Annotated in this window: 14 protein-coding genes; 6 read left to right on the top strand and 8 right to left on the bottom strand. The window is 64.6% G+C overall.

The window, feature by feature from the left end; genetic code table 11:
• Positions 1–2 precede the first annotated feature (2 nt).
• Positions 3–1232, bottom strand: coding sequence for a glycosyltransferase family 4 protein (locus tag JF290_RS13695; protein ID WP_199025455.1), 1230 nt, complete (start codon positions 1230–1232; stop codon positions 3–5).
• Complete coding sequence (locus JF290_RS13700) at positions 1229–2428, bottom strand: glycosyltransferase family protein (protein ID WP_227363192.1); 1200 nt, start codon at positions 2426–2428, stop codon at positions 1229–1231. Before JF290_RS13700 ends, JF290_RS13695 begins: the two co-directional genes overlap by 4 nt.
• A gap of 305 nt (positions 2429–2733) precedes the next feature.
• On the opposite strand from JF290_RS13700, the gene JF290_RS13705 reads away from it, so the two are divergent.
• Positions 2734–5097 (top strand): mechanosensitive ion channel family protein, encoded by a 2364-nt coding sequence (locus JF290_RS13705; RefSeq protein ID WP_199025456.1) that lies wholly within the window; start codon positions 2734–2736, stop codon positions 5095–5097.
• Between the two features lie 104 nt (positions 5098–5201).
• Here JF290_RS13705 and JF290_RS13710 read toward each other — a convergent pair whose 3' ends face one another.
• From JF290_RS13710 to JF290_RS13730, 5 genes are all read right to left on the bottom strand, one after another.
• Positions 5202–5561, bottom strand: a complete 360-nt coding sequence (locus JF290_RS13710) for a hypothetical protein (RefSeq protein ID WP_199025457.1) — start codon at positions 5559–5561, stop codon at positions 5202–5204.
• Between the two features lie 122 nt (positions 5562–5683).
• Complete coding sequence (locus JF290_RS13715; protein ID WP_199025458.1) at positions 5684–6838, bottom strand: ABC transporter permease; 1155 nt, start codon at positions 6836–6838, stop codon at positions 5684–5686.
• Positions 6835–7863, bottom strand: coding sequence for an ABC transporter permease (locus JF290_RS13720; RefSeq protein ID WP_199025459.1), 1029 nt, complete (start codon positions 7861–7863; stop codon positions 6835–6837). The genes JF290_RS13715 and JF290_RS13720 overlap by 4 nt, the downstream gene beginning before the upstream one ends.
• Positions 7863–9788: an ABC transporter substrate-binding protein gene (locus JF290_RS13725; protein WP_199025460.1), complete on the bottom strand. Its 1926-nt coding sequence runs from the start codon at positions 9786–9788 to the stop codon at positions 7863–7865. The genes JF290_RS13720 and JF290_RS13725 overlap by 1 nt, the downstream gene beginning before the upstream one ends.
• A complete protein-coding gene (locus tag JF290_RS13730) occupies positions 9781–11553 on the bottom strand; it encodes an ABC transporter ATP-binding protein (RefSeq protein WP_199025461.1) in 1773 nt (590 codons plus the stop codon). Before JF290_RS13730 ends, JF290_RS13725 begins: the two co-directional genes overlap by 8 nt.
• A 220-nt stretch (positions 11554–11773) precedes the next feature.
• On the opposite strand from JF290_RS13730, the gene JF290_RS13735 reads away from it, so the two are divergent.
• From JF290_RS13735 to JF290_RS13755, 5 genes are read left to right on the top strand one after another with little or no spacing between them, the layout of a single operon-like run.
• Entirely contained in the window at positions 11774–12271 is a 498-nt protein-coding gene (locus JF290_RS13735) for a class I SAM-dependent methyltransferase (protein ID WP_199025462.1), read from the top strand.
• A gap of 54 nt (positions 12272–12325) precedes the next feature.
• Positions 12326–13699 (top strand): bifunctional enoyl-CoA hydratase/phosphate acetyltransferase, encoded by a 1374-nt coding sequence (locus tag JF290_RS13740; RefSeq protein WP_199025463.1) that lies wholly within the window; start codon positions 12326–12328, stop codon positions 13697–13699.
• Complete coding sequence (locus JF290_RS13745) at positions 13696–14838, top strand: acetate/propionate family kinase (RefSeq protein ID WP_199025464.1); 1143 nt, start codon at positions 13696–13698, stop codon at positions 14836–14838. The genes JF290_RS13740 and JF290_RS13745 overlap by 4 nt, the downstream gene beginning before the upstream one ends.
• A 15-nt stretch (positions 14839–14853) precedes the next feature.
• The gene (locus tag JF290_RS13750) at positions 14854–15483 is read left to right on the top strand and encodes a glutathione S-transferase family protein (protein WP_199025465.1); all 630 of its coding nucleotides are present in this window, start codon (positions 14854–14856) and stop codon (positions 15481–15483) included.
• Positions 15484–15500: 17 nt separating this feature from the next.
• Positions 15501–16670, top strand: coding sequence for an acetyl-CoA C-acetyltransferase (locus JF290_RS13755; protein WP_199025466.1), 1170 nt, complete (start codon positions 15501–15503; stop codon positions 16668–16670).
• 18 nt (positions 16671–16688) lie between these two features.
• Here JF290_RS13755 and JF290_RS13760 read toward each other — a convergent pair whose 3' ends face one another.
• Complete coding sequence (locus tag JF290_RS13760) at positions 16689–17963, bottom strand: TAXI family TRAP transporter solute-binding subunit (protein ID WP_199025467.1); 1275 nt, start codon at positions 17961–17963, stop codon at positions 16689–16691.
• Positions 17964–18114: the final 151 nt, after the last annotated feature.

The raw sequence follows: 18114 nt of genomic DNA on the forward strand, positions 1-18114 counted from the left end.
GTCTAGCGCGTCATGTCGGTCAGGCGCTGCGACAGGCGGGCGATACCCGGCGCCATTCCGAACTCCGTGCGCAGCCGGGACAGGGCGGCTTCGGCCATGGCAAGCGCCTGTGTGGGCCGGTCTGCGAGCGTTTCGATCGCAGCGGCAAGCGCCTCCGGGCTGTCGTTGGCGAGGATGCCGTGCACGCCACTCTCGATGAATTCCGGAATGGCTGACACGGCCGTCGACAGGATCGGCAAACGCTGGCTGGCGGCCTCCATCAGCACGTTGGGCAAGCCGTCGCGATCGCCGTCGGACGCGATCCGGCTGGGCAGCACGAACAGGTCGCTTGCGCGCATATCGGCGATGACCTGCGGTTGATCGCACGCCCCGCGCCAGGTGATCCGTGCGGCAATTCCGGCCTCCTCGGCCTGTCGTGCCAAGGCGTCGCCCAGCGGGCCCCCGCCGATATGGGTCCAGGTCCAGTCGATGCGGTCGGGCAGGCGCGCGAGAGCGGCGATCAACCGGTCGAACCCCTTCTTCTCGACCAGGCGTCCGACCGACAACAGCCGCAGCGGCGCATCGGGGCTGCGCGGTGCACGGTCGGGCGGGAGAGGAAACCGCGACAGGTCGAGACCGTGATAGATGAGGTCGATCCGCGACGGTTCCGCCGCCAGCTTGCGAAGCTGTGATGCACCATAGGCGGTGCAGGTCGCACCAAAGCGGGCGCCAGTTTCGTCATCGGCCAGCTTCTCCTTGATCTCCCAGTCGGGTGATGTCCAGATATCCTTGGCGTGGGCCGAGAAGCCCCAGGGGATGCGGCGCATGATCGCCGCGTAGCGCGCGACCGAGGCCGGGGTGTGCAGGAAATGGGCGTAGAGGCCGTTTACGCCGTCGGGCAACTCGGCGGCCAGCACACAGGCCTGTCCGAACCGGCGGATGCGGTTGACGTCGAGATCGCGGGCCAGGTCCTTGCGCCAGACGGCATAGGCGCGCGCATAGCCGGGCAGGTCGCGCGCCTTGGCGCGGGCGCGCCAGACCCGCGCGGGATCGTCGTGTAGGTATTCCGGCAGGTAGTGCACCGGTGCCGTCAGACGGTCATGCAACGGGTGCGTCTTGGTGTCCGTCGGGTGGCGCAATGACCAGATGTCGAAACGGTGCCCGGCAGCCTCCAGCGCGACAAGCTCTTGCGCGATGAAGGTTTCGGACAAGCGCGGCCAGCCCTTGACGACGACGGCGAACTTGCCGGTCATTCGGCTGCCGTTTCTGCCCGCTCGCCCAGCAGCGCCGCAACCCGGTCGGTCACATAGTCCAGACCGTCCAGCAACCCGTCCGAGATCGCCTCGGATGGCAGCGACTGCGACGGGAGCGCCCGGATGGCAGCGATCATCGCCTGTGGCGTCATCCCATCGCGCGTCTCGTCCAGCATCCGCACGAGGCCCATCTCCTCGGCGCGGCTGGCGCGGATGTATTGTTCGAGCCGTGGCACCGTGCGGGGTACGATGACCGCGCGTTTGTCAAAGGACAGAACCTCGCAGAAGGTGTTGTAGCCACCCATGCAGACGACACCTTCGGCCCCCATGAAGAGCGTTTCGATCTGGGACTCGAACCCGACGGCGGTGACCCGGCCTTGAAGGGCTGCGACGCGTGTCTCGAACTCGGCCCGTGTTTCTCCCGACAGGAAAGGGCCGTAGACCAGGATCGCGCGCGGGCCAAGCTCGGGGTCCTGCTCGTAGGCCGACAATACAAGGTTGACCATCGCCTGTCCGTCGCCGCCACCGCCGGGCGTCACCAGCACATAGGGTTCGGTCGGCGGCGGGGTCGAAGAGCCGGCGGTCCGCCGCAGGTAGCCCGTCCAGTGCATCCGCCGCTTGACATTGTCGCTCAGGTTCAAGCCCGAGGTGGGGTCGTAGAACGAGCGCAGGCCATAGATCCACAATTCGTCGTAGTAGGTTTCGGTTGCAGCGATGCCGCCCTTGCGCTCCCATTCCGTCGCGAGGATGCCCGGCTCGTCCAGCACGTCACGCAGCCCAAGGATCAGGCGAGCACGTCCGCGGCGCGACAGCAGATCGAGCGTGCGCACCAGTTCGCCGCGAAAGCCTGTCGGCTCCTTGTCCACGATCAGGATGTCGGGATCGTACTGCTCAGCCGTGGCCTTGATCAGTCCCGAGCGCAAGTCGGTGGTCTGTTCGATATCCATGCCCAGCGTCTGCGATACGTAGCTTCCGTCGCGCAGCTTGGTGACACCGGGCAGACGCACGTGATCGACGCGTGCGGGAAAGGTGAAGCGGCCCGCCACCGGCGACCCGGTCAGGATCAGCGCCGAGGCCGACCGGTCGGCGCGGGTGATCGCCTCGGCCAGCGCGCGCGAGCGGCGCAGATGGCCCAAACCGAATGTGTCATGGCTGTAGAGCATGATGCGCGCCGCGCGAGGCTTGGGCCGGGTCATGTGTGTGTCCCGTCCGGCGTCGGCTGGTGTGCCATCGTCTGCCCCATGTCCGTCACGCGGCCACACATGGCGGCCCCTGCTGAATTCCTTAGATACCGTCCAGGCCCTTGCATGTCGCAGCGAAGGCACCGGCCGGTCCGGCAACGCCGACCCTACTATTGAAACGGGGGTCGAATGCAATGGCAAAAAGTTCGGGCGCCCGGTGCGCCGAAGGCCCTGCGAGGCGGTTCCGCCAAGTCAATTGCGCCGATGGGAACGCTCCTGTAGCGTCCGGTGGACACGTCATATCGGATCGAGGGGCCGGCATGGGCCAATTTCTGCTTCGCCTTGCGCTCGCCTGTCTCGTGGCCCTTTCCATGGTCGGGCCGGCGACGGCCCAGACCCTGCCAAGCCTCGGGGGCGCCGCCGCGTCTCGTGATGCGGCGCCCGAGGAAACAGCGCTGAGCAAGGCGATCCGGGACGCTGCGGAAAGTGGCGTCAACGTGATCGTGCTGGATGGAGATGGCAAGCTGGTCGCTGCCGTGACACCGCCGCCGGCGCCTACCGACGCGTCTGCGGCTGCCGACAGCGCGATGCAGGACAAGTCGGCGCTGATGCAGGCGCAATCCGAGGTCGCCCAGTTCCGCGCGACTCTCAGAGAGCGGCTCAAGGCCTTGCCGACCTCGCTGGCGGAAGTGGCCTTCATCCTGCGGGCGACCAGCCCGGACGGTCGTATCATGACTTACGTCGAGGTGCTGTTCTGGACTCTCGTGCTCTTCGTCGTGGCGCGCCTCGTGGTCGGGTATACCTATGGGCGCAGGTTCGCCCTGGGCCTCATGCGGGCGCGGTCGCTGGAGGCTCCGCAGGGCTATCGCGAGAAGATGCCACTGCTGGTCTTTCGGTTCTTCCTCGGCATCGGGGGCACGGTGCTGGGCATGGTGCTGGCTTATGTCTCGGGCGTTCTCATCTTCGATCCCGTCGACGACCTGTCCATCGAACTCACCATCGCGGCCATCTATCTTGCCTTCTTCCTGTCGCGAACGGTGTCCGATCTGTGGCGCATGCTGCTGTCGCCCTTCCTCAGCCAGTACCGGATTCCAGTGCTTTCGGACCGGGACGCCAAGCGGCTCTACTACTGGGCCGCGGGGCTTGCCACCTACAGCATCGTCACCATCATCTTCAGCGCCTGGATCGCGGATTTCGGTTTGAACTACAACGTTTACGCGATCCTCTACGGTGCGCTGTCGTTGGTCGGCGCGATCGGCAACATCGCGATGATCCTGTTCAACGCGGGTCCGATTTCCGGCGCGATCCGGGGTGGGCGCGCGGCGCATGAGGTGCCGCGGCTGACCCGGTTCCTGTCGTTGGCCTGGGCGCCGCTGGTGATCGGATACATCCTGTTCGGCTGGTTCGAACTGGCCTTCGACCTCGTGCTCGAGCGTGAGGAATCCGTGCCGCTGATCGCCGGGGCCTACGTGGTCTTCCTGTCGATCGTGGTGGTCTACGGCGGCATCAACTACGTGATCGAGCGCTATTTCGACCGGGCGCGAAAGGTGGAGCGGTTGAACAGCGAACTGGCGGCCGCCGAGGCGGGGGAGCGCGAGGAGACTGGCGGCGCCCCGATCGAGCGTCCGCCGCACGAGATCATGACTTATGAGGCGCTGTCCCGGCGTGTCGCCGGGATACTCGCCTTCGTGGCCGGGGCATACGCGATGCTCCGGGTCTGGGACCCGGAGAACGCGGTCCTTCCGGATTCCGTGCTGGGCAATCTTCTGGACGTGATCACCATCCTGTTCATCGGCTACGTCGTCTATCACCTCTTCCGGATCTGGATCGACAGCAAGATCGCCGAGGAGAGTGTCGATGAATCCGAGGCTGAACTGGGCGACGAGGGCGGCGGCGGCAGTGCCAGCCGGCTGGCGACCCTGTTGCCGCTGTTCCGAGGCGCGATCCTGGCAGTGGTGGTGGTCTCGATCGCGCTGATCGCGCTGCTGGAACTGGGGATCAACGTGAGCCCGCTTTTCGCCGGTGCCGGCGTGGTCGGTCTGGCGGTCGGCTTTGGCGCCCAGACCCTCGTGCGAGACATCTTCTCGGGTGCGTTCTTTCTGATCGACGACGCTTTCCGCAAGGGCGAGTACATCGACATCGGCGACGTGAAGGGCACTGTCGAGAAGATTTCCGTGCGCTCGTTCCAGCTGCGACACCATCTTGGTGCCCTGAACACCATTCCGTTCGGCGAGATCAAGGTGCTGACCAATTACTCCCGCGACTGGGTGATCATGAAGCTGCCGCTCCGCGTGACGTATGACACCGATGTCGAGAAGGTACGCAAGCTGATCAAGAACCTCGGGATCAAGCTGCTGGAGGACCCGGTCATCGGCGAGAATTTCATCCAGCCGCTGAAGAGCCAGGGTGTGATCGAGATGCAGGACAGCGCGATGATCATTCGCGTCAAGTTCATGACCAAGCCCGGCGACCAGTGGCTGGTGCGCAAGAAGGTCTATGAAGAGATCCGCGAGCTCTTTGCCCGCGAGGGGATTCATTTCGCCCATCGCGAGGTGACGGTGCGACTGGCGGATGGCAAGGCCGACGATCTGACGCCGGCGCAGAAGGAGGCCGTCACCGGCGCGGTGCAAGGGGTGATCGACGACGAGCAGATGGAGGATGATGGTCGCGGCGACGATCGCTGAGCCCGCCCGTTCGCGCCGGACCAGCGGCTCCCGCCCCCTCATCCGGCCCCTTGCGGGACCGGTTCGGCGTTGGGCCAGGCCGCGCGTGCCGCGCGGCTGTGGGGCTAGATGTCGCGGTCTGGATCAGCGATCAGCCTGCCCGAGGTCGCCAGTACGCGGGGCTTTCCGAACCGAGCCGTGAGCGACGCCAGCCCATGACCGAGGAATCGGCAGGTACAGAGCGACACGCCGGTGCCGTCGTTCACCAGGATCAGACGATCGCCTTCGAATTCGAGCCCGAAACCGCGCTTTGCCAGAGTGATGATCAACCCTGTCCAATCCTGTGCCCGATCGAACGCGTCGATCACGTGACAGGCCAGCGACACCGCCGTTTCGCAATCCAGTGCGGTCTCGCCATCGCCGCGGTTTACGCCCGTCCACAGGGTCGGACGGGGAGAGTCGGGTGGGGGAAGATGGATCGCCATCGCAGGAACTCGCACAAGAACACTTGGTATCAAACCCCGTCAGCATAAGGTGAAGCGGTCTGATTTTACAGGAGAAAGTCTATGGAGAATTCCCTGATAACGTGTAAAGGCGCGGGGGACGGTCAGTCGGCATAGGGGTCGAGGCTGTCGCGTAGCCCGTCACCGAGGAAGTTGAACGCCAGCACGATCACGATGATCGGCAGCATCGGGATTGCCGTCCAGGGATAGATTTCGATGCTGGCGAGGTTCTGCGCATCGTTCAACATCACGCCCCAGCTGACCGCCGGCGCCCGCAAACCGAGCCCGAGGAAGGAGAGGGCAGTTTCGCCAAGGATCATCGCCGGGATCGACAGCGTTGCAGACGCAATCAGGTGGGACATGAAGTTCGGCAACAGGTGTTTTCGGATCACCCGGCCGGAACTGGCCCCCATCATCTCGGCTGCGCGCACGTATTCCTCTTCGCGCAAGCTCAGGAATTTGGCCCGAACCGCGCGCGCGAGACCTGGCCAGTCAAGTATCCCGAGGATGATCGAGATGATGAAGAACACCGCCACCGGCCCCCAGTTCGACGGCACCGCCGCCGAAAGGGCCAGCCAGAGCGGCAATTCTGGCAGGGACCGCAGGATTTCGATCACCCTGTTGATCACCCAGTCGATCTTGCCACCGAAATAGCCGGCGATGCTGCCGAAGCCGATGCCGAGGAAGAAGGAGACCGAAATCCCGATCAGACCCACGGTCAGCGACAGTTGCGCGCCATACAGGATGCGGCTGAACACGTCGCGCCCCAACCGGTCCGAGCCCCAGAGGAACACGGTCGCGCCATCGGGGGCGCAGAACAGGTGAGTGTCGGATGGGATCAGTCCGGCCAGCCGGTAGCTTCCTCCCTCGCAGAAGAACTCGAGCGGCATCGGTCGGGTTTCGTCGGTGACGAATTTCCACTGGAAAGTCTCGAGATCGGCCTCGGCCAAAGTGGGGTACACGAATGGACCGATGAATTCGCCTTCGTGGAACAGGTTGATCGATTGCGGCGGGGCATAGAGATACTCGGAATCCCGCTCGTTCGCCGTGTAGGGCGCGATGAACCCGACGAAGGGCAACATCAGGTAGCAGACCAGCAGGAAAACTCCCGACACCAGGCCCAGCTTGTGCTGCTTGAACTTCCGCCAGACCAGCACCCAGTTGGGCGCATCCAGGTCGCGCCGTTCGAGCGTCTGGATATTGGCCTTGGGGTCGAAGGGGGCATCATCGACATAGCGGCCATCGGGGAGCCTGCTCATGTTTCTCGCCCCTCGTAGCGGATCCTTGGATCGAGCAGCACCAGCAGCAGGTCCGAGATCATCGTGCCGACCAGTGTCAGCAGCGCCACGAACATCAGGACGAACCCGGCAAGGAACTGGTCCTGTGTCTTGAGCGCAGTCAGAAGCGTCGGCCCGATCGTCTGCAAGCCCAGCACGACCGATACCAGGACCGAGCCCGATACCATCGACGGCAGCAGGTTGCCGATATCCGCAACGAACGGGTTGAAGGCCATGCGCAACGGGTATTTCGTCAGCATCCGCGAGGGGCTCATGCCCTTGGCGATGGCGGTTTCCACGTAGGGCTTGCCGAGCTCGTCCAGCATGTTGGCGCGCAGCCGCTGCATCATCGCCGCGGCACCCGAGGTGCCGATAACGAAGGTCGGCACGATCAGGTGGATCAGGATCGACTTGACCTTTTCCCAGGTCATCGGTTGCCCCTCATAGATCGGGTCCATCAGGCCACCGATGGGCAGGTCGAAATACTTGTGCCCGTAGTAGAACATGATCAGCGCAAGCAGGAAGTTCGGCGTCGCGAGTCCCAGGTAACCGACGAAGGCCGAGGTATAGTCGACCCAGGTCTTTGAGCGCGCCGCCGCCAGAACCCCCAGCGGCAGGGCGACGAGGTAGACGAAGAGCACGGCGGCGAGGTTGACCAGCACCGTCAGCCAGAGCGACTCGCCCACGATCTCGGCCACCGGACGGTCGAACTCGAAGGACCAGCCGAAATCGCCCTGGATGAGCCCGGAAAAGCCCTGCGGGCCGGGCAGGAAGCCGATCCAGATCAGGTATTGCTGCCACAATGGCCGGTCGAGCGCGTATTCGGTGCGCAGGAATTCCGCCTTGGCGACGCCGGCGGACTGGCCAGAGGCGCGCAACTCGGCGATCTGGTTGGACAGGTAGTCGCCGGGCGGAAGGTTGATGATCACGAAGATCAGCGCGGACACCACGAGAAGTGTCAGCAGCATCGTCCCGAAACGGTAGACTGCATAGCGCAGTATGCTCATCAGCCGTTCCCGTCGACGAAATAGAATTCATCCATGCGGTGAATGCCGAAATGCGCGCCGGGATCCCACGCCCAGAGACCCTTTTCCGGAACGTTGCGCAGGTTCTTGTTCACGACGACGGGCTGGGGCGCCTCGGCGAGGGTCCCGATGCCATAGATTTGGTCGGCATGGATCGCCAACATCTCGATCCATGCGGCGTCGCGTTCCTCGTTGGTGGTGGCGACGTCCCAGTCATGCGCCAGCTCCATCAGGCGCTGTGCCTCGGGCAGGTCGGGTGGCTCGCCCGCCGCCCCGTTGGTCTGATAGTACTGACCCCATTTCGGCCAGGCAAAGAACTCCTGCTGGCGCGGAGCGAGATAGTCGGGCGAGGTGTAGGAGCGCGGAATGCCGTTGTCCCAGCCATACCAGACCCCGGCCATGGTGGTTCCTGCGAAGATGCGGTTGCGCAGGATGTCGCGGTCGAGCGGACGCATCACAAGCTTGACGCCGATCTGGCGCCAGTCGTCGGTGATGATCTGCAGCGCGTTCTCGACCTCCTGCCGTTCCCCGGCGGTCTCGACCACCAGTTCCATGGGCCGTCCATCGGGCAGCAACCTGATTCCGTCGCCGCCGCGCTCGGCCAACCCGGCCTCGTCCAGCAGCGCGTTGGCCTTGTCGACGTCCAGTGTTGCCCAGGCCTCGCGGTTTTCCTGCTTGAAATAAGGGCTGGCCGGCAGCACCGTCATGGCACCGGGCTTGGCCAGGTTGAAATACAACGCCTTGTTGATCGTGTCGCGGTCGATCGCGAGGCTGAGTGCGCGCCGCACCCGCACGTCGCGCATCACGTCGCGCCAGACGGGGTCGTTGTAGTTCAGGTTCGGGTAGATCGCGATCTGGCTGGCGACGGCGTTGCCCCACATCAGGGTCTTGTAGTTGCTGCCGTCCGTCTCGCCCTTGCGCAGGATCGAGATGTCGCGGAAGTCCAGCCCGCGCGCCTGCAGGTCGGCCTCGCCGGCATTGGACTTGGCGGCGATCAGGCCGGGGCTCACGATCTCCATCTCGACCACGTCGATATAGGGCAGCTGCACGCCGTTCGGATCGATCCGGTGGTAGTAGGGGTTCCGCACGAACAGGTGGCGGATCTTCTTGCCCGAGGTCGAATTCATCCACGGTTGCAGGGTCGGCAGCTCGTGGTTGTCGAACTTGTACATGTTGTCGAGGTTGTTGTGCAGCGCGGCCCAGCTGCGCACGCGGGTTTCCTCGATCATCTCCTTCAGCTTGGCCGGGTCGGCATAGTCGCCGTGAAACTGCTTGAGGAAGGTCGATGGACGATAAATGAAGGGCGGGCGTGCCAAAGCGAGGCTGGCGATGAAATTGGGGTTCGGATCTTCCCATTCGTAGATCACGGTGGTCTCGTCGGGAAAGCTCACCTTCGGCAACTTGCCCTCGACGCGCAGGATGTCGGGCGGGCCGGCCGGGCTCAGAAGCTCGTTGTTGGCGACGTCGTTCCACCAGTATTCGAAATCGGCCGAGGTGAAGGGCGACCCGTCCGACCACTTGTGCCCGGGGCGCAGGCGCAGCGTGAACTTGCGGTCTTCCTCGCTCTCGTAGGACAGCAGCAGATCGGGCTGCAATTCGTAGAGATGGTTGTAGCCCACCAGCCGCGCATAGCCGTAAACGACCATCTGGCGGATGTCCTTGCTGCGGCTGACCATGGTGTTCAGCGTACCGCCCTCGACCCCCGGCGTGCGGCCACGACTTTCCAGATCGACAACAAGGGGCGTCTGGGGCAGGCGTTCGCCGATCGGCGGCAGGTGGCCCTTCTCGACCTCGGTCGCCCAGAAGCTGTTTTCCTGCAGCTTGGGGAGTTCGACCGCAAATGCCGCCGGCACGGTCAGCGCCAACGCGGCGGCGGACAGAAGAAAACGTCGGAAGGGGTCAAACATGGCATCGCACCTTGTGGCCAGGTTCCAGTGTCGCGAGAGAAGGTATCATGGTGTTCGAAAAACGAAAGGCCTCGGGCCAGGTCTCGGGCGCGCCGGCGCCTTGCGCCACCAGCTTCAGGTCAATCGGCCGGTTGATGTCCGGTGTCGGCTGCGCAGCGATCAGGGCCTTGGTATAAGGGTGGCGCGGGTTGTGAAACAACGTGTCGGGCGGTGCCTGTTCCACCACCAGTCCCTGGCGCATCACCGCCACCTCGTCGGCAATCCGCGCCACCACGGCGAGATCGTGGGAAATGAACAGATAGGACAGGTTCATCTCGTCCCGGATATCTTCCAGCAGCGTCAGGATCTGCTCTTGCACGCTCACGTCCAGCGCGCTTGTCGGTTCGTCGCAGACGATGAGCGCCGGGTCGAGCATCAGCGCGCGTGCGATGGAAAGCCGCTGGCGCTGCCCGCCGGAAAAGGCGTGCGGATAGCGTTTCAGCATGTCCGCGTTCAGCCCCACGGCACGCAGCTTTTCGGCGGCCAAGTCACGGCGCTCGGTGCGGGTGCCGATCCGGTGGATGTCCAGCGGCTCGGTCAACGCGTCCAGGATGCGCATCCGGGGCGAGAGCGAGGAATAGGGATCCTGGAACACCATCTGCGCGTCCTTCTGGAACGCGGTGCGCTCGGCTCGACTCATCCGGTGGACGGCGATCGGCGCGCTGCCCGCTGCGGCCCGGAACAGGACCTCGCCGCCCGGGTCGGGCAGTTCCGCCCCCAGCGCGATCCGCGCTGCCGTGGACTTGCCGGAGCCGCTTTCGCCGACGATCGCCAGCGTCTTGCCACGCGGCAGGTTCAAATCGATGCCCCGACAGGCATGGATCAGAACGTCGGGTTTCCACGCCGAATTGCTGCGCATCGTGTAGGTTTTGGAAACCGCTTTCATCTGCAGGATCAGGTCCTGTTCGGGCAGCGGCGGTGCGACCTCGGCGACCGCCGGGATCGTCGGGGCAGCATCGAACAATTGCTGCGTATAGGGATGCGCCGGTGCATTCAGCACGAGCCGTGCCGGCCCGGATTCCATGACCCGCCCCTTGTTCAGAACGACCACTTCCTCGGCCATGTTGGCGACCACGCCCAGATCGTGGGTCACCAGAACCATCGCCATGCCTGTTTCTGCCTGCAGATCCTTCATCAGGCCCAGAACCTGCGCCTGCGTCGTCACGTCCAGCGCCGTCGTCGGTTCGTCCGCGATCAGAAGATCGGGCTTCGAGACCATCGCCATCGCAATCATCGCGCGTTGCAGCATTCCGCCGGACATTTCGAACGGGTAGGAGTCGTAAGCGCGGTCTGGGTCCGGAAAGCCGACCCGGGCGAACATGTCGATTACCCTGCCGCGCGCCTGTTTTTCGTCCATGTGCTTGTGCAGCCACAGGACTTCGCTGACCTGGTTGCCGATCTTGTGCAGCGGGCTGAGCGAGCGCATCGGCTCCTGGAAGATCATCGAGACCGCGTCGCCGCGCACATCGCGCATCCGACGCTCGGACAGCCGTGCGAGATCGATCCCCTTGCTGCGTCCGTTTAGCACGACCGAGCCGCTGCGGATCTGAGCGACACGCGGCAGGATTCGCAAAATGCCGCGACAGGTCACGGTCTTGCCCGATCCGGATTCTCCGACCAGCGCCAGGGTTTGTCCGGGCATCACGTCGAAACTCACGGATTGCACCACGTCCTCGCCCCGACCGAAGCCGATCGACAGGTCCTTGACGGACAGCAATGGGCTCATCGCGCAGGGCCCGTTTCGTCGATGGTCAACATGTCGGGTCCGTGGTCCTCCCCAAGAAACACCGGACCAGTCTCGCTTGGCTCCGCCCCTCTCGTCAAACAACAAATTTGCAACGGCGGCGTCACGCCACGGCGTTTCTGACGGGCGCTCTACACATGTGCTGCATTCTTTGGCATGACAGGCGCGGCCCGGACCACCCGGTTCAGCGAACGGAGCTTGCATGACCAGCAGATTGGATCTTTTCATCGATCGCATGGTGTCCCAGCGCGCCTGCCTCGACTTCGCCATAGGCGAAACCGCCGCCATGGCCGGTCCGGTCTTCGAACTGGGGCTCGGCAACGGGCGCACCTATCACCATCTCGTGACGCGGGTCACGGGGCGCGACATCTTCGTCTTCGATCGCGCGATTGCCAGCCACCCCGACAGCACTCCGTCAGAAGAGTTCACGATCCTTGGCGACGTGACCGAAACCCTGCCCGCAACGCTTGCCAGGATGGGCCCGGTCGCCAGCCTGGTCCATGCCGATCTGGGTGGGCACAACCGCGCCAAGAACGAGCTTTTCGCGCGCAAGATATCGCCCCTGATCGAACCGCTGCTGGCGCCGGGCGGACTGATGGTGTCCAGCGACAGGATGTATTTCGATGCGCTCGCCGAATTGCCCCTGCCGCCAGCCGCAGTGCCAGGGCGCTGTTTCGTCTATCAGAAACCGGTTGACTGACGGCGCCGAACCGCCACTCTGAGCCTGGTTTGCCGAGGCGGGAGAAGGGCACGGATGCAGAATATTCCCTATAATGATCTCAAGATCGGGATGGAGGCCGAGATCACCCGTATCTGCCGGCCCGACGATCTTTATGTCTTCGCCAACGCATCAGGTAACCTCAACCCGATGCACCTTCCCAAAGCGGATGGTGACGGCGATGGGAAACCGGAATCGGTCGCGCCCTCCATGTGGGTGGCCTCGCTGATCTCGGGTGTGCTGGGCGGGCATTTGCCCGGTCCGGGAACCCTCTATCACTCGCAGACGCTGCGCTTTCTGGGCCGCGCCCATGCCGGCGATACGCTGACGGCGGGCGTCAGACTGACTGCCAAGGGGGCGGACCGGCACGTGAGTTTCGACACCTGGGTAAAGAACGCCGATGGCGCCCGAATTGTCGAGGGCGAAGCCGAGGTGATCGCTCCCGATCGCCTGATTTTGTTCGATGCCAGCGACGTGCCGGGACTGACCGTTCAGACCCACCGCCATTTCGACCGACTGCTCGAACTGGCCGAACCGCTTCCGGCGATCCCGACCGCCGTGGTCGCGCCCGAGAAACCCGATGCTCTGGCGGGGGCGATCCTTGCCGCGCAGCACACGCTGATCGACCCGATCCTGATCGGCCATCCCGAACGCATCGCCGAGGCTGCCCTGGCCGAGGGCATCGACCTGACTCCCTACCGCATCGTCGAGGCGCGCGACCATGCGCTGGCCGCTGAAATCGCGGTGAAGATGGTGCTGGAAAAGAAGGCCGCGGCGGTGATGAAGGGCCACCTGCACACCGACATCCTGCTTGCCGCGGTGCTCAAGCGCGATGGCGGGCTGCGCAAGGGCGGGCGTCGGCTGAGTCATGTCTTCGTGATGGACGTTCCGGGGCTGGAACATCTGCTGATGGTCACGGATGCGGCGATCAACATCACGCCCGATCTCCAGACCAAGGCGGATATCTGCCAGAACGCCATCGATCTCGCCCTGAGTCTCGGCATCGAACAGCCGAAAGTCGGCGTGCTCTCGGCCATCGAAACCGTCAACCCGGCGATCCCCTCAACGCTGGATGCGGCGATCCTGTCCAAGATGGCCGACCGGGGCCAGATCACGGGCGGGCTGGTGGACGGACCGCTCGCGATGGACAACGCGATCGATCTTGCGTCGGCTATGACCAAGGGCATCGTTTCGAAAGTGGCGGGGCGCGCCGATATTCTCGTCGCGCCGAACATGGAAGCCGGCAACATGGTCGCGAAGGAATTGACCTTTCTCGCCCAGGCCCGCGCGGGGGGGCTGGTCATGGGCGCGAAATGCCCGATCATCCTGACCAGCCGGTCGGACGACGAGAAATCACGCCTCGCCTCCTGCGCCATCGCCGCGCTCAACGCCGCGGGAAACCTGGAATGAGCGCGATCCTCACTCTGAATGCGGGCAGTTCCTCGCTGAAATTCGGAATCTATCACACGGGTGAAGAACCCGAATTGCTGTTATCGGGTCAGGTCGAGAACCTGGGCCCGGTGGCGCGACTGAAATTGTCGGGCCAACAACCCACTGATATCGGCCCCGCCGACCATGCGGTTGCCGTACGCGCCATTCTCGACGTGGCAACGCCGGCGCTGGCTGGTCACGTGGTCACCGGCGTCGGCCATCGCATCGTGCATGGAGGCAAAGCCTTTGGAGAGCCGGTGGAACTGACCGAGGCTGTTGTCGAACAGCTGGCCGCGCTGGTGCCGCTTGCGCCTTTGCACCAACCGCACAACCTGGCAGCCTTGCGTGCGGCGCAGGTGGCTTTTCCCGGCGCGGTACAAATCGGGTGTTTCGACACCGGATTTCACCGCGGTCATCCGTTCGTCAACGACACGTTTGGTCTGCCGCGCCGATTCTACGACGAGGGCGTGCGGCGTTACGGCTTTCACGGCCTGTCTTATGATTTCATCTCGGGCGTGCTGGCGCGCGACTGGCCGGACCTTGCGCGCGGGCGCACGGTCATCTGCCATTTGGGCAACGGCGCGTCGATGTGTGCTGTCAAAGCGGGGCGCAGCGTCGGCTCCAGCATGGGCTTCTCGGCCCTCGACGGCCTGCCCATGGGCACCCGCTGCGGACAGCTCGATCCCGGCGTGCTGCTCTACCTGCTGGACCAGGGCATGACAGGCCAACAGATCGCCGATCTGCTCTACAAGGAAAGCGGCCTCAAGGGGCTCTCGGAAATCAGCCATGACATGCGCACTCTGTTGGCCAGCGAAGACCCCCGCGCGGCACAGGCCATCGACTATTACGTCTTCCGCATCCGCCGCGAACTGGGCGGCATGGCCGCCGTTCTGGGCGGGCTGGATGGCGTGGTCTTCACCGGCGGCATCGGTGAGAACGCGGCACCGATCCGTGCCCGCGTGATCGACGGGATGGACTTCCTCGGCCTCACGCTTGACGCTGCGGCAAGTGACGCGGGCGCGGTTTCCATCGGCGCGGGGGCTGCTAAGGTTCTGGTGATCCCGACCGACGAGGAGCGCGTCATCGCCCGCGCCGTCGCCTCGGCCCTCACGGCCTGACCAGAAGGACCCGACATGCTGTTCTACGATTGCTCGACCGCCCCCAATCCGCGCCGTGCGCGCATGTTCATCGCCGAAAAGGGGCTCGAGATCGAAACCCGCGAGATCTCGATGCGCGAGGGCGAGCAGCTCAAACCCGAGTTCCTCGCCGTGAACCCGCGCGCGACCATTCCGGTTCTGGTGACCGACGCCGGCACGGTGCTGGTCGAAAACGTCGCCATCGCGGGCTTTCTCGAGGCCGCCTATCCGGAACCGCCGCTGATGGGGCGCACCGCCGACGAACGCGGCCTGGTCCTGATGTGGAACGCGATCGCCGAGCAGAATTGCGGCATGGCCGTGGGCGAAGCGTTCCGCAATTCCCACCCGGCGATGAAGGGGCGCGCGCTGCCCGGGCCGCAGGATTACGACCAGATCCCCGAACTGGCCGAACGCGGTCGGGCGCGCCTGTCGGTGTTCTTCGACGACCTGGAGAAACGTCTGGGCGAAAGCCCGTTCATCGCCACCGATCACCTGACGCTGGCCGACATATCCGCCTTCGTCTTCATCGACTTCGCGCGCGTCATCAAGACAAGGATTCCCGAAGGAAACACCGCGACGCGGACGTGGTTCGACAACATCGCAGCGCGTCCCAGCGCCAGCCTCTGACCGCGAAAGGACAGACCATGCCCGAAGCCTATATCGTCGCCGCCAGCCGCACCGCCGGGGGCAAACGCGAAGGCCGCGTCGCCGGTTGGCATCCGGTCGACCTGGCTGCCGCCGTGCTGGATGACGTGGTTGCGCGCGCCGGCGTCGCGCCGGATGCCGTCGACGACGTGATCATGGGCTGCGTCAGCCAGGTCGGCGAGCAGGGGATGCATTTCGGGCGCAACGCGGTCCTGGCTTCGAGCCTGCCGCAATCGGTGCCCGCCGTCACCATCGACCGGCAATGCGGCTCCTCGCAGCAATCGATCCATTTCGCCGCCCAGGCCGTCATGTCGGGCACACAGGACGTGGTGATCGCCGCCGGCGCCGAGAGCATGAGCCGGGTCGCCATGGGCTCGACCGGCCGCTGGGCGCGTCGCGCCACGCCCGGCAGCCCAACCAGCCCGGGGCTTGCCCGCGCTTATCCTGAAACCATCTTCAGTCAGTTCACCGGCGCCGAGATGATCGCCGAGAAATGGAACCTGTCGCGTGCCGATCTGGACGCCTATGCCCTGGAGAGCCACCGGCGTGCAACACGGGCGACGGACGCCGGCGCCTTCAGGGATGAAATTCTGCCCTTGGACATCCAGACCGAGGCCGGGCGCGACGTGCACGACACCGACGAAGGCATTCGCCGCGATGCCACGATGGACAGCATCGGGTCGGTCCGCACCCTGGTCGAAAACGGTCGCATCACCGCCGCCAACGCCAGCCAGATCTGCGATGGCGCGGCGGCGGTCATGATCGTTTCCGAAGACGCTTTGAAAGCGCACGGCCTGACGCCCCTGGCGCGCATCCATCACCTGACGGTAACGGCGGGCGACCCTGTGATCATGCTCGAGGAACCGCTTTTCGCCACCGATCGCGCGCTTCGAAAGGCCGGGATGAAGATCGACGAGATCGACCTTTTCGAGGTCAACGAGGCCTTCGCTCCGGTGCCGCTTGCATGGCTGAAGCACACTGGTGCCGATCCCGAACGGCTCAACGTCAATGGCGGCGCCATCGCGCTCGGCCATCCGCTCGGTGGCTCGGGCGCCAAGCTGATGACGACGCTTGTGCATGCCCTGCGGGCGTGCGGCAAGCGCTATGGTCTGCAGACCATGTGCGAGGGCGGCGGCATCGCCAACGTGACCATCATCGAGGCCCTCTGACGGCCCGTTGGATGTGCCTCAGGACGCAATGGCACCGTCCCTGATCTGGGCGATCCGCTTGCGCACCAGCCCGATATGGATGCGCGCATTGTAGGAAGATTGCCGATAGGCCGCCGGCAGGCGCAGCTGTGCGAGCCGGTTTTCCAGCTCGTCCAGCCGCTCGTCCATCTTGGCCAGCGCCGCGTCGTCCTGCTGCTTGTCCAGCTCCTCTTCGATCAGGCGGATCTCGGGGTAGTGCTGCCAGACGCGCCAACCCATCACATAGGCATAGGCCGCCGGCAGCACCCGCAGAAGCGGCAGCAGGATGAACAGGATCGGAAGCAACAACAGAAGCATCCGGTTCAATTGTGCCGCGATCCAGTAAGGCAGGTAGTCCTGCCAGACCGACGGTCCGTCCTGAATCAGTTTCTGGGCGATCGAATTGACTGGCAGATCAGTCCCCTCGATCGACGGGAAGGTATCGGGGTCGCTCAGCAATCCGCGCACCCCGTGGATCTCCAGCGCCGCCATCGTCAGCCGGTTCGCCAGCGCCGGGTGCAGGTCGGCGGCGACCGCCAACCGCGCTTCCAGCGCGATGATCCGGCGGGATTGCTTGGGCAGGACCGGACGCAGAGAGATCGCCCCGTCCGGCAGGACGACGCTGCGGGGGTATTCCAGTTTCCGCGCGATCGCCTCGACATGGTCCAGATCGAGGAATTCCACCCAGATCTGCCCGTAATTCGACACCAGGTAGGGCGCATCCACGGGGGCCACGAAGACCGCGATATCGACGCTGCCATCGGCGAGCCCCGCCAGGGCCTCCTCATAGCCCAGTGACAGATGCGTGTTGGCTTCGGGCGCCAGGCCGATAACGGCCTGAAAATCGCGAAAGGCGGCGGCGGTGCCGCTGCCCTCGGTGCCGCTGGTGATCCGTAGGCCTTGCCAAAACGCGGGGTTCGTGGGCACGTCGCGGTCGCGCCGCGCCAAAAAGCTCATCGGTTCGAAGAAGATCGTCCCGATCGCTTCGACCGTTTCGTTCTCGACGTCGATCCCGCCTTGCAGGATTGCCGCGTCCACCTCGCCGGCCGACAGAAGCTCGGCATTTTCGGCCGATCCGGCCGTATGCACGACCTCGACCATCAGATCGTCACGGGCGAGGATGGCGGCGTAGCGCTCGGCGATCTGCGCATAGCCACCGTTTTCGGGGCCCGCTGCCAGGGTCAACCGTTGCGGTGGGTGCAGCGTCATCATTGCGGCGACGATCGCCCCGATCCCACCCAGAAGGACGAGCAGAAACACGGCTCTAAACAGCACTCTCATATCTCCCCGCTCCCCGGCTTCGGATTGAACCTAGTCGTTGTCGCGTATCCGGCGCAACCGGTTGCCACAGGCCGTCGGTGCGGAGGGTGCAAAAGTCTGGACGGCCTTGCCCATCGCTCCTAGCGTATTTGGCGACACGGCAGAC

This window comes from Sedimentitalea arenosa, assembly GCF_016428585.1.
GTDB lineage: Bacteria > Pseudomonadota > Alphaproteobacteria > Rhodobacterales > Rhodobacteraceae > Sedimentitalea > Sedimentitalea arenosa.

Excerpts from the sequence above, each read along its gene's own strand:
- JF290_RS13730 (WP_199025461.1), bottom strand. The coding sequence starts at position 11,553 with ATGAGCCCATTGCTGTCCGTCAAGGACCTGTCGATCGGCTTCGGTCGG.
- JF290_RS13710 (WP_199025457.1), bottom strand. The coding sequence starts at position 5,561 with ATGGCGATCCATCTTCCCCCACCCGACTCTCCCCGTCCGACCCTGTGG.
- JF290_RS13735 (WP_199025462.1), top strand. The coding sequence starts at position 11,774 with ATGACCAGCAGATTGGATCTTTTCATCGATCGCATGGTGTCCCAGCGC.
- JF290_RS13725 (WP_199025460.1), bottom strand. The coding sequence starts at position 9,788 with ATGTTTGACCCCTTCCGACGTTTTCTTCTGTCCGCCGCCGCGTTGGCG.
- JF290_RS13745 (WP_199025464.1), top strand. The coding sequence starts at position 13,696 with ATGAGCGCGATCCTCACTCTGAATGCGGGCAGTTCCTCGCTGAAATTC.
- JF290_RS13700 (WP_227363192.1), bottom strand. The coding sequence starts at position 2,428 with ATGACCCGGCCCAAGCCTCGCGCGGCGCGCATCATGCTCTACAGCCAT.
- JF290_RS13740 (WP_199025463.1), top strand. The coding sequence starts at position 12,326 with ATGCAGAATATTCCCTATAATGATCTCAAGATCGGGATGGAGGCCGAG.
- JF290_RS13750 (WP_199025465.1), top strand. The coding sequence starts at position 14,854 with ATGCTGTTCTACGATTGCTCGACCGCCCCCAATCCGCGCCGTGCGCGC.
- JF290_RS13705 (WP_199025456.1), top strand. The coding sequence starts at position 2,734 with ATGGGCCAATTTCTGCTTCGCCTTGCGCTCGCCTGTCTCGTGGCCCTT.
- JF290_RS13695 (WP_199025455.1), bottom strand. The coding sequence starts at position 1,232 with ATGACCGGCAAGTTCGCCGTCGTCGTCAAGGGCTGGCCGCGCTTGTCC.
- JF290_RS13755 (WP_199025466.1), top strand. The coding sequence starts at position 15,501 with ATGCCCGAAGCCTATATCGTCGCCGCCAGCCGCACCGCCGGGGGCAAA.
- JF290_RS13720 (WP_199025459.1), bottom strand. The coding sequence starts at position 7,863 with ATGAGCATACTGCGCTATGCAGTCTACCGTTTCGGGACGATGCTGCTG.
- JF290_RS13715 (WP_199025458.1), bottom strand. The coding sequence starts at position 6,838 with ATGAGCAGGCTCCCCGATGGCCGCTATGTCGATGATGCCCCCTTCGAC.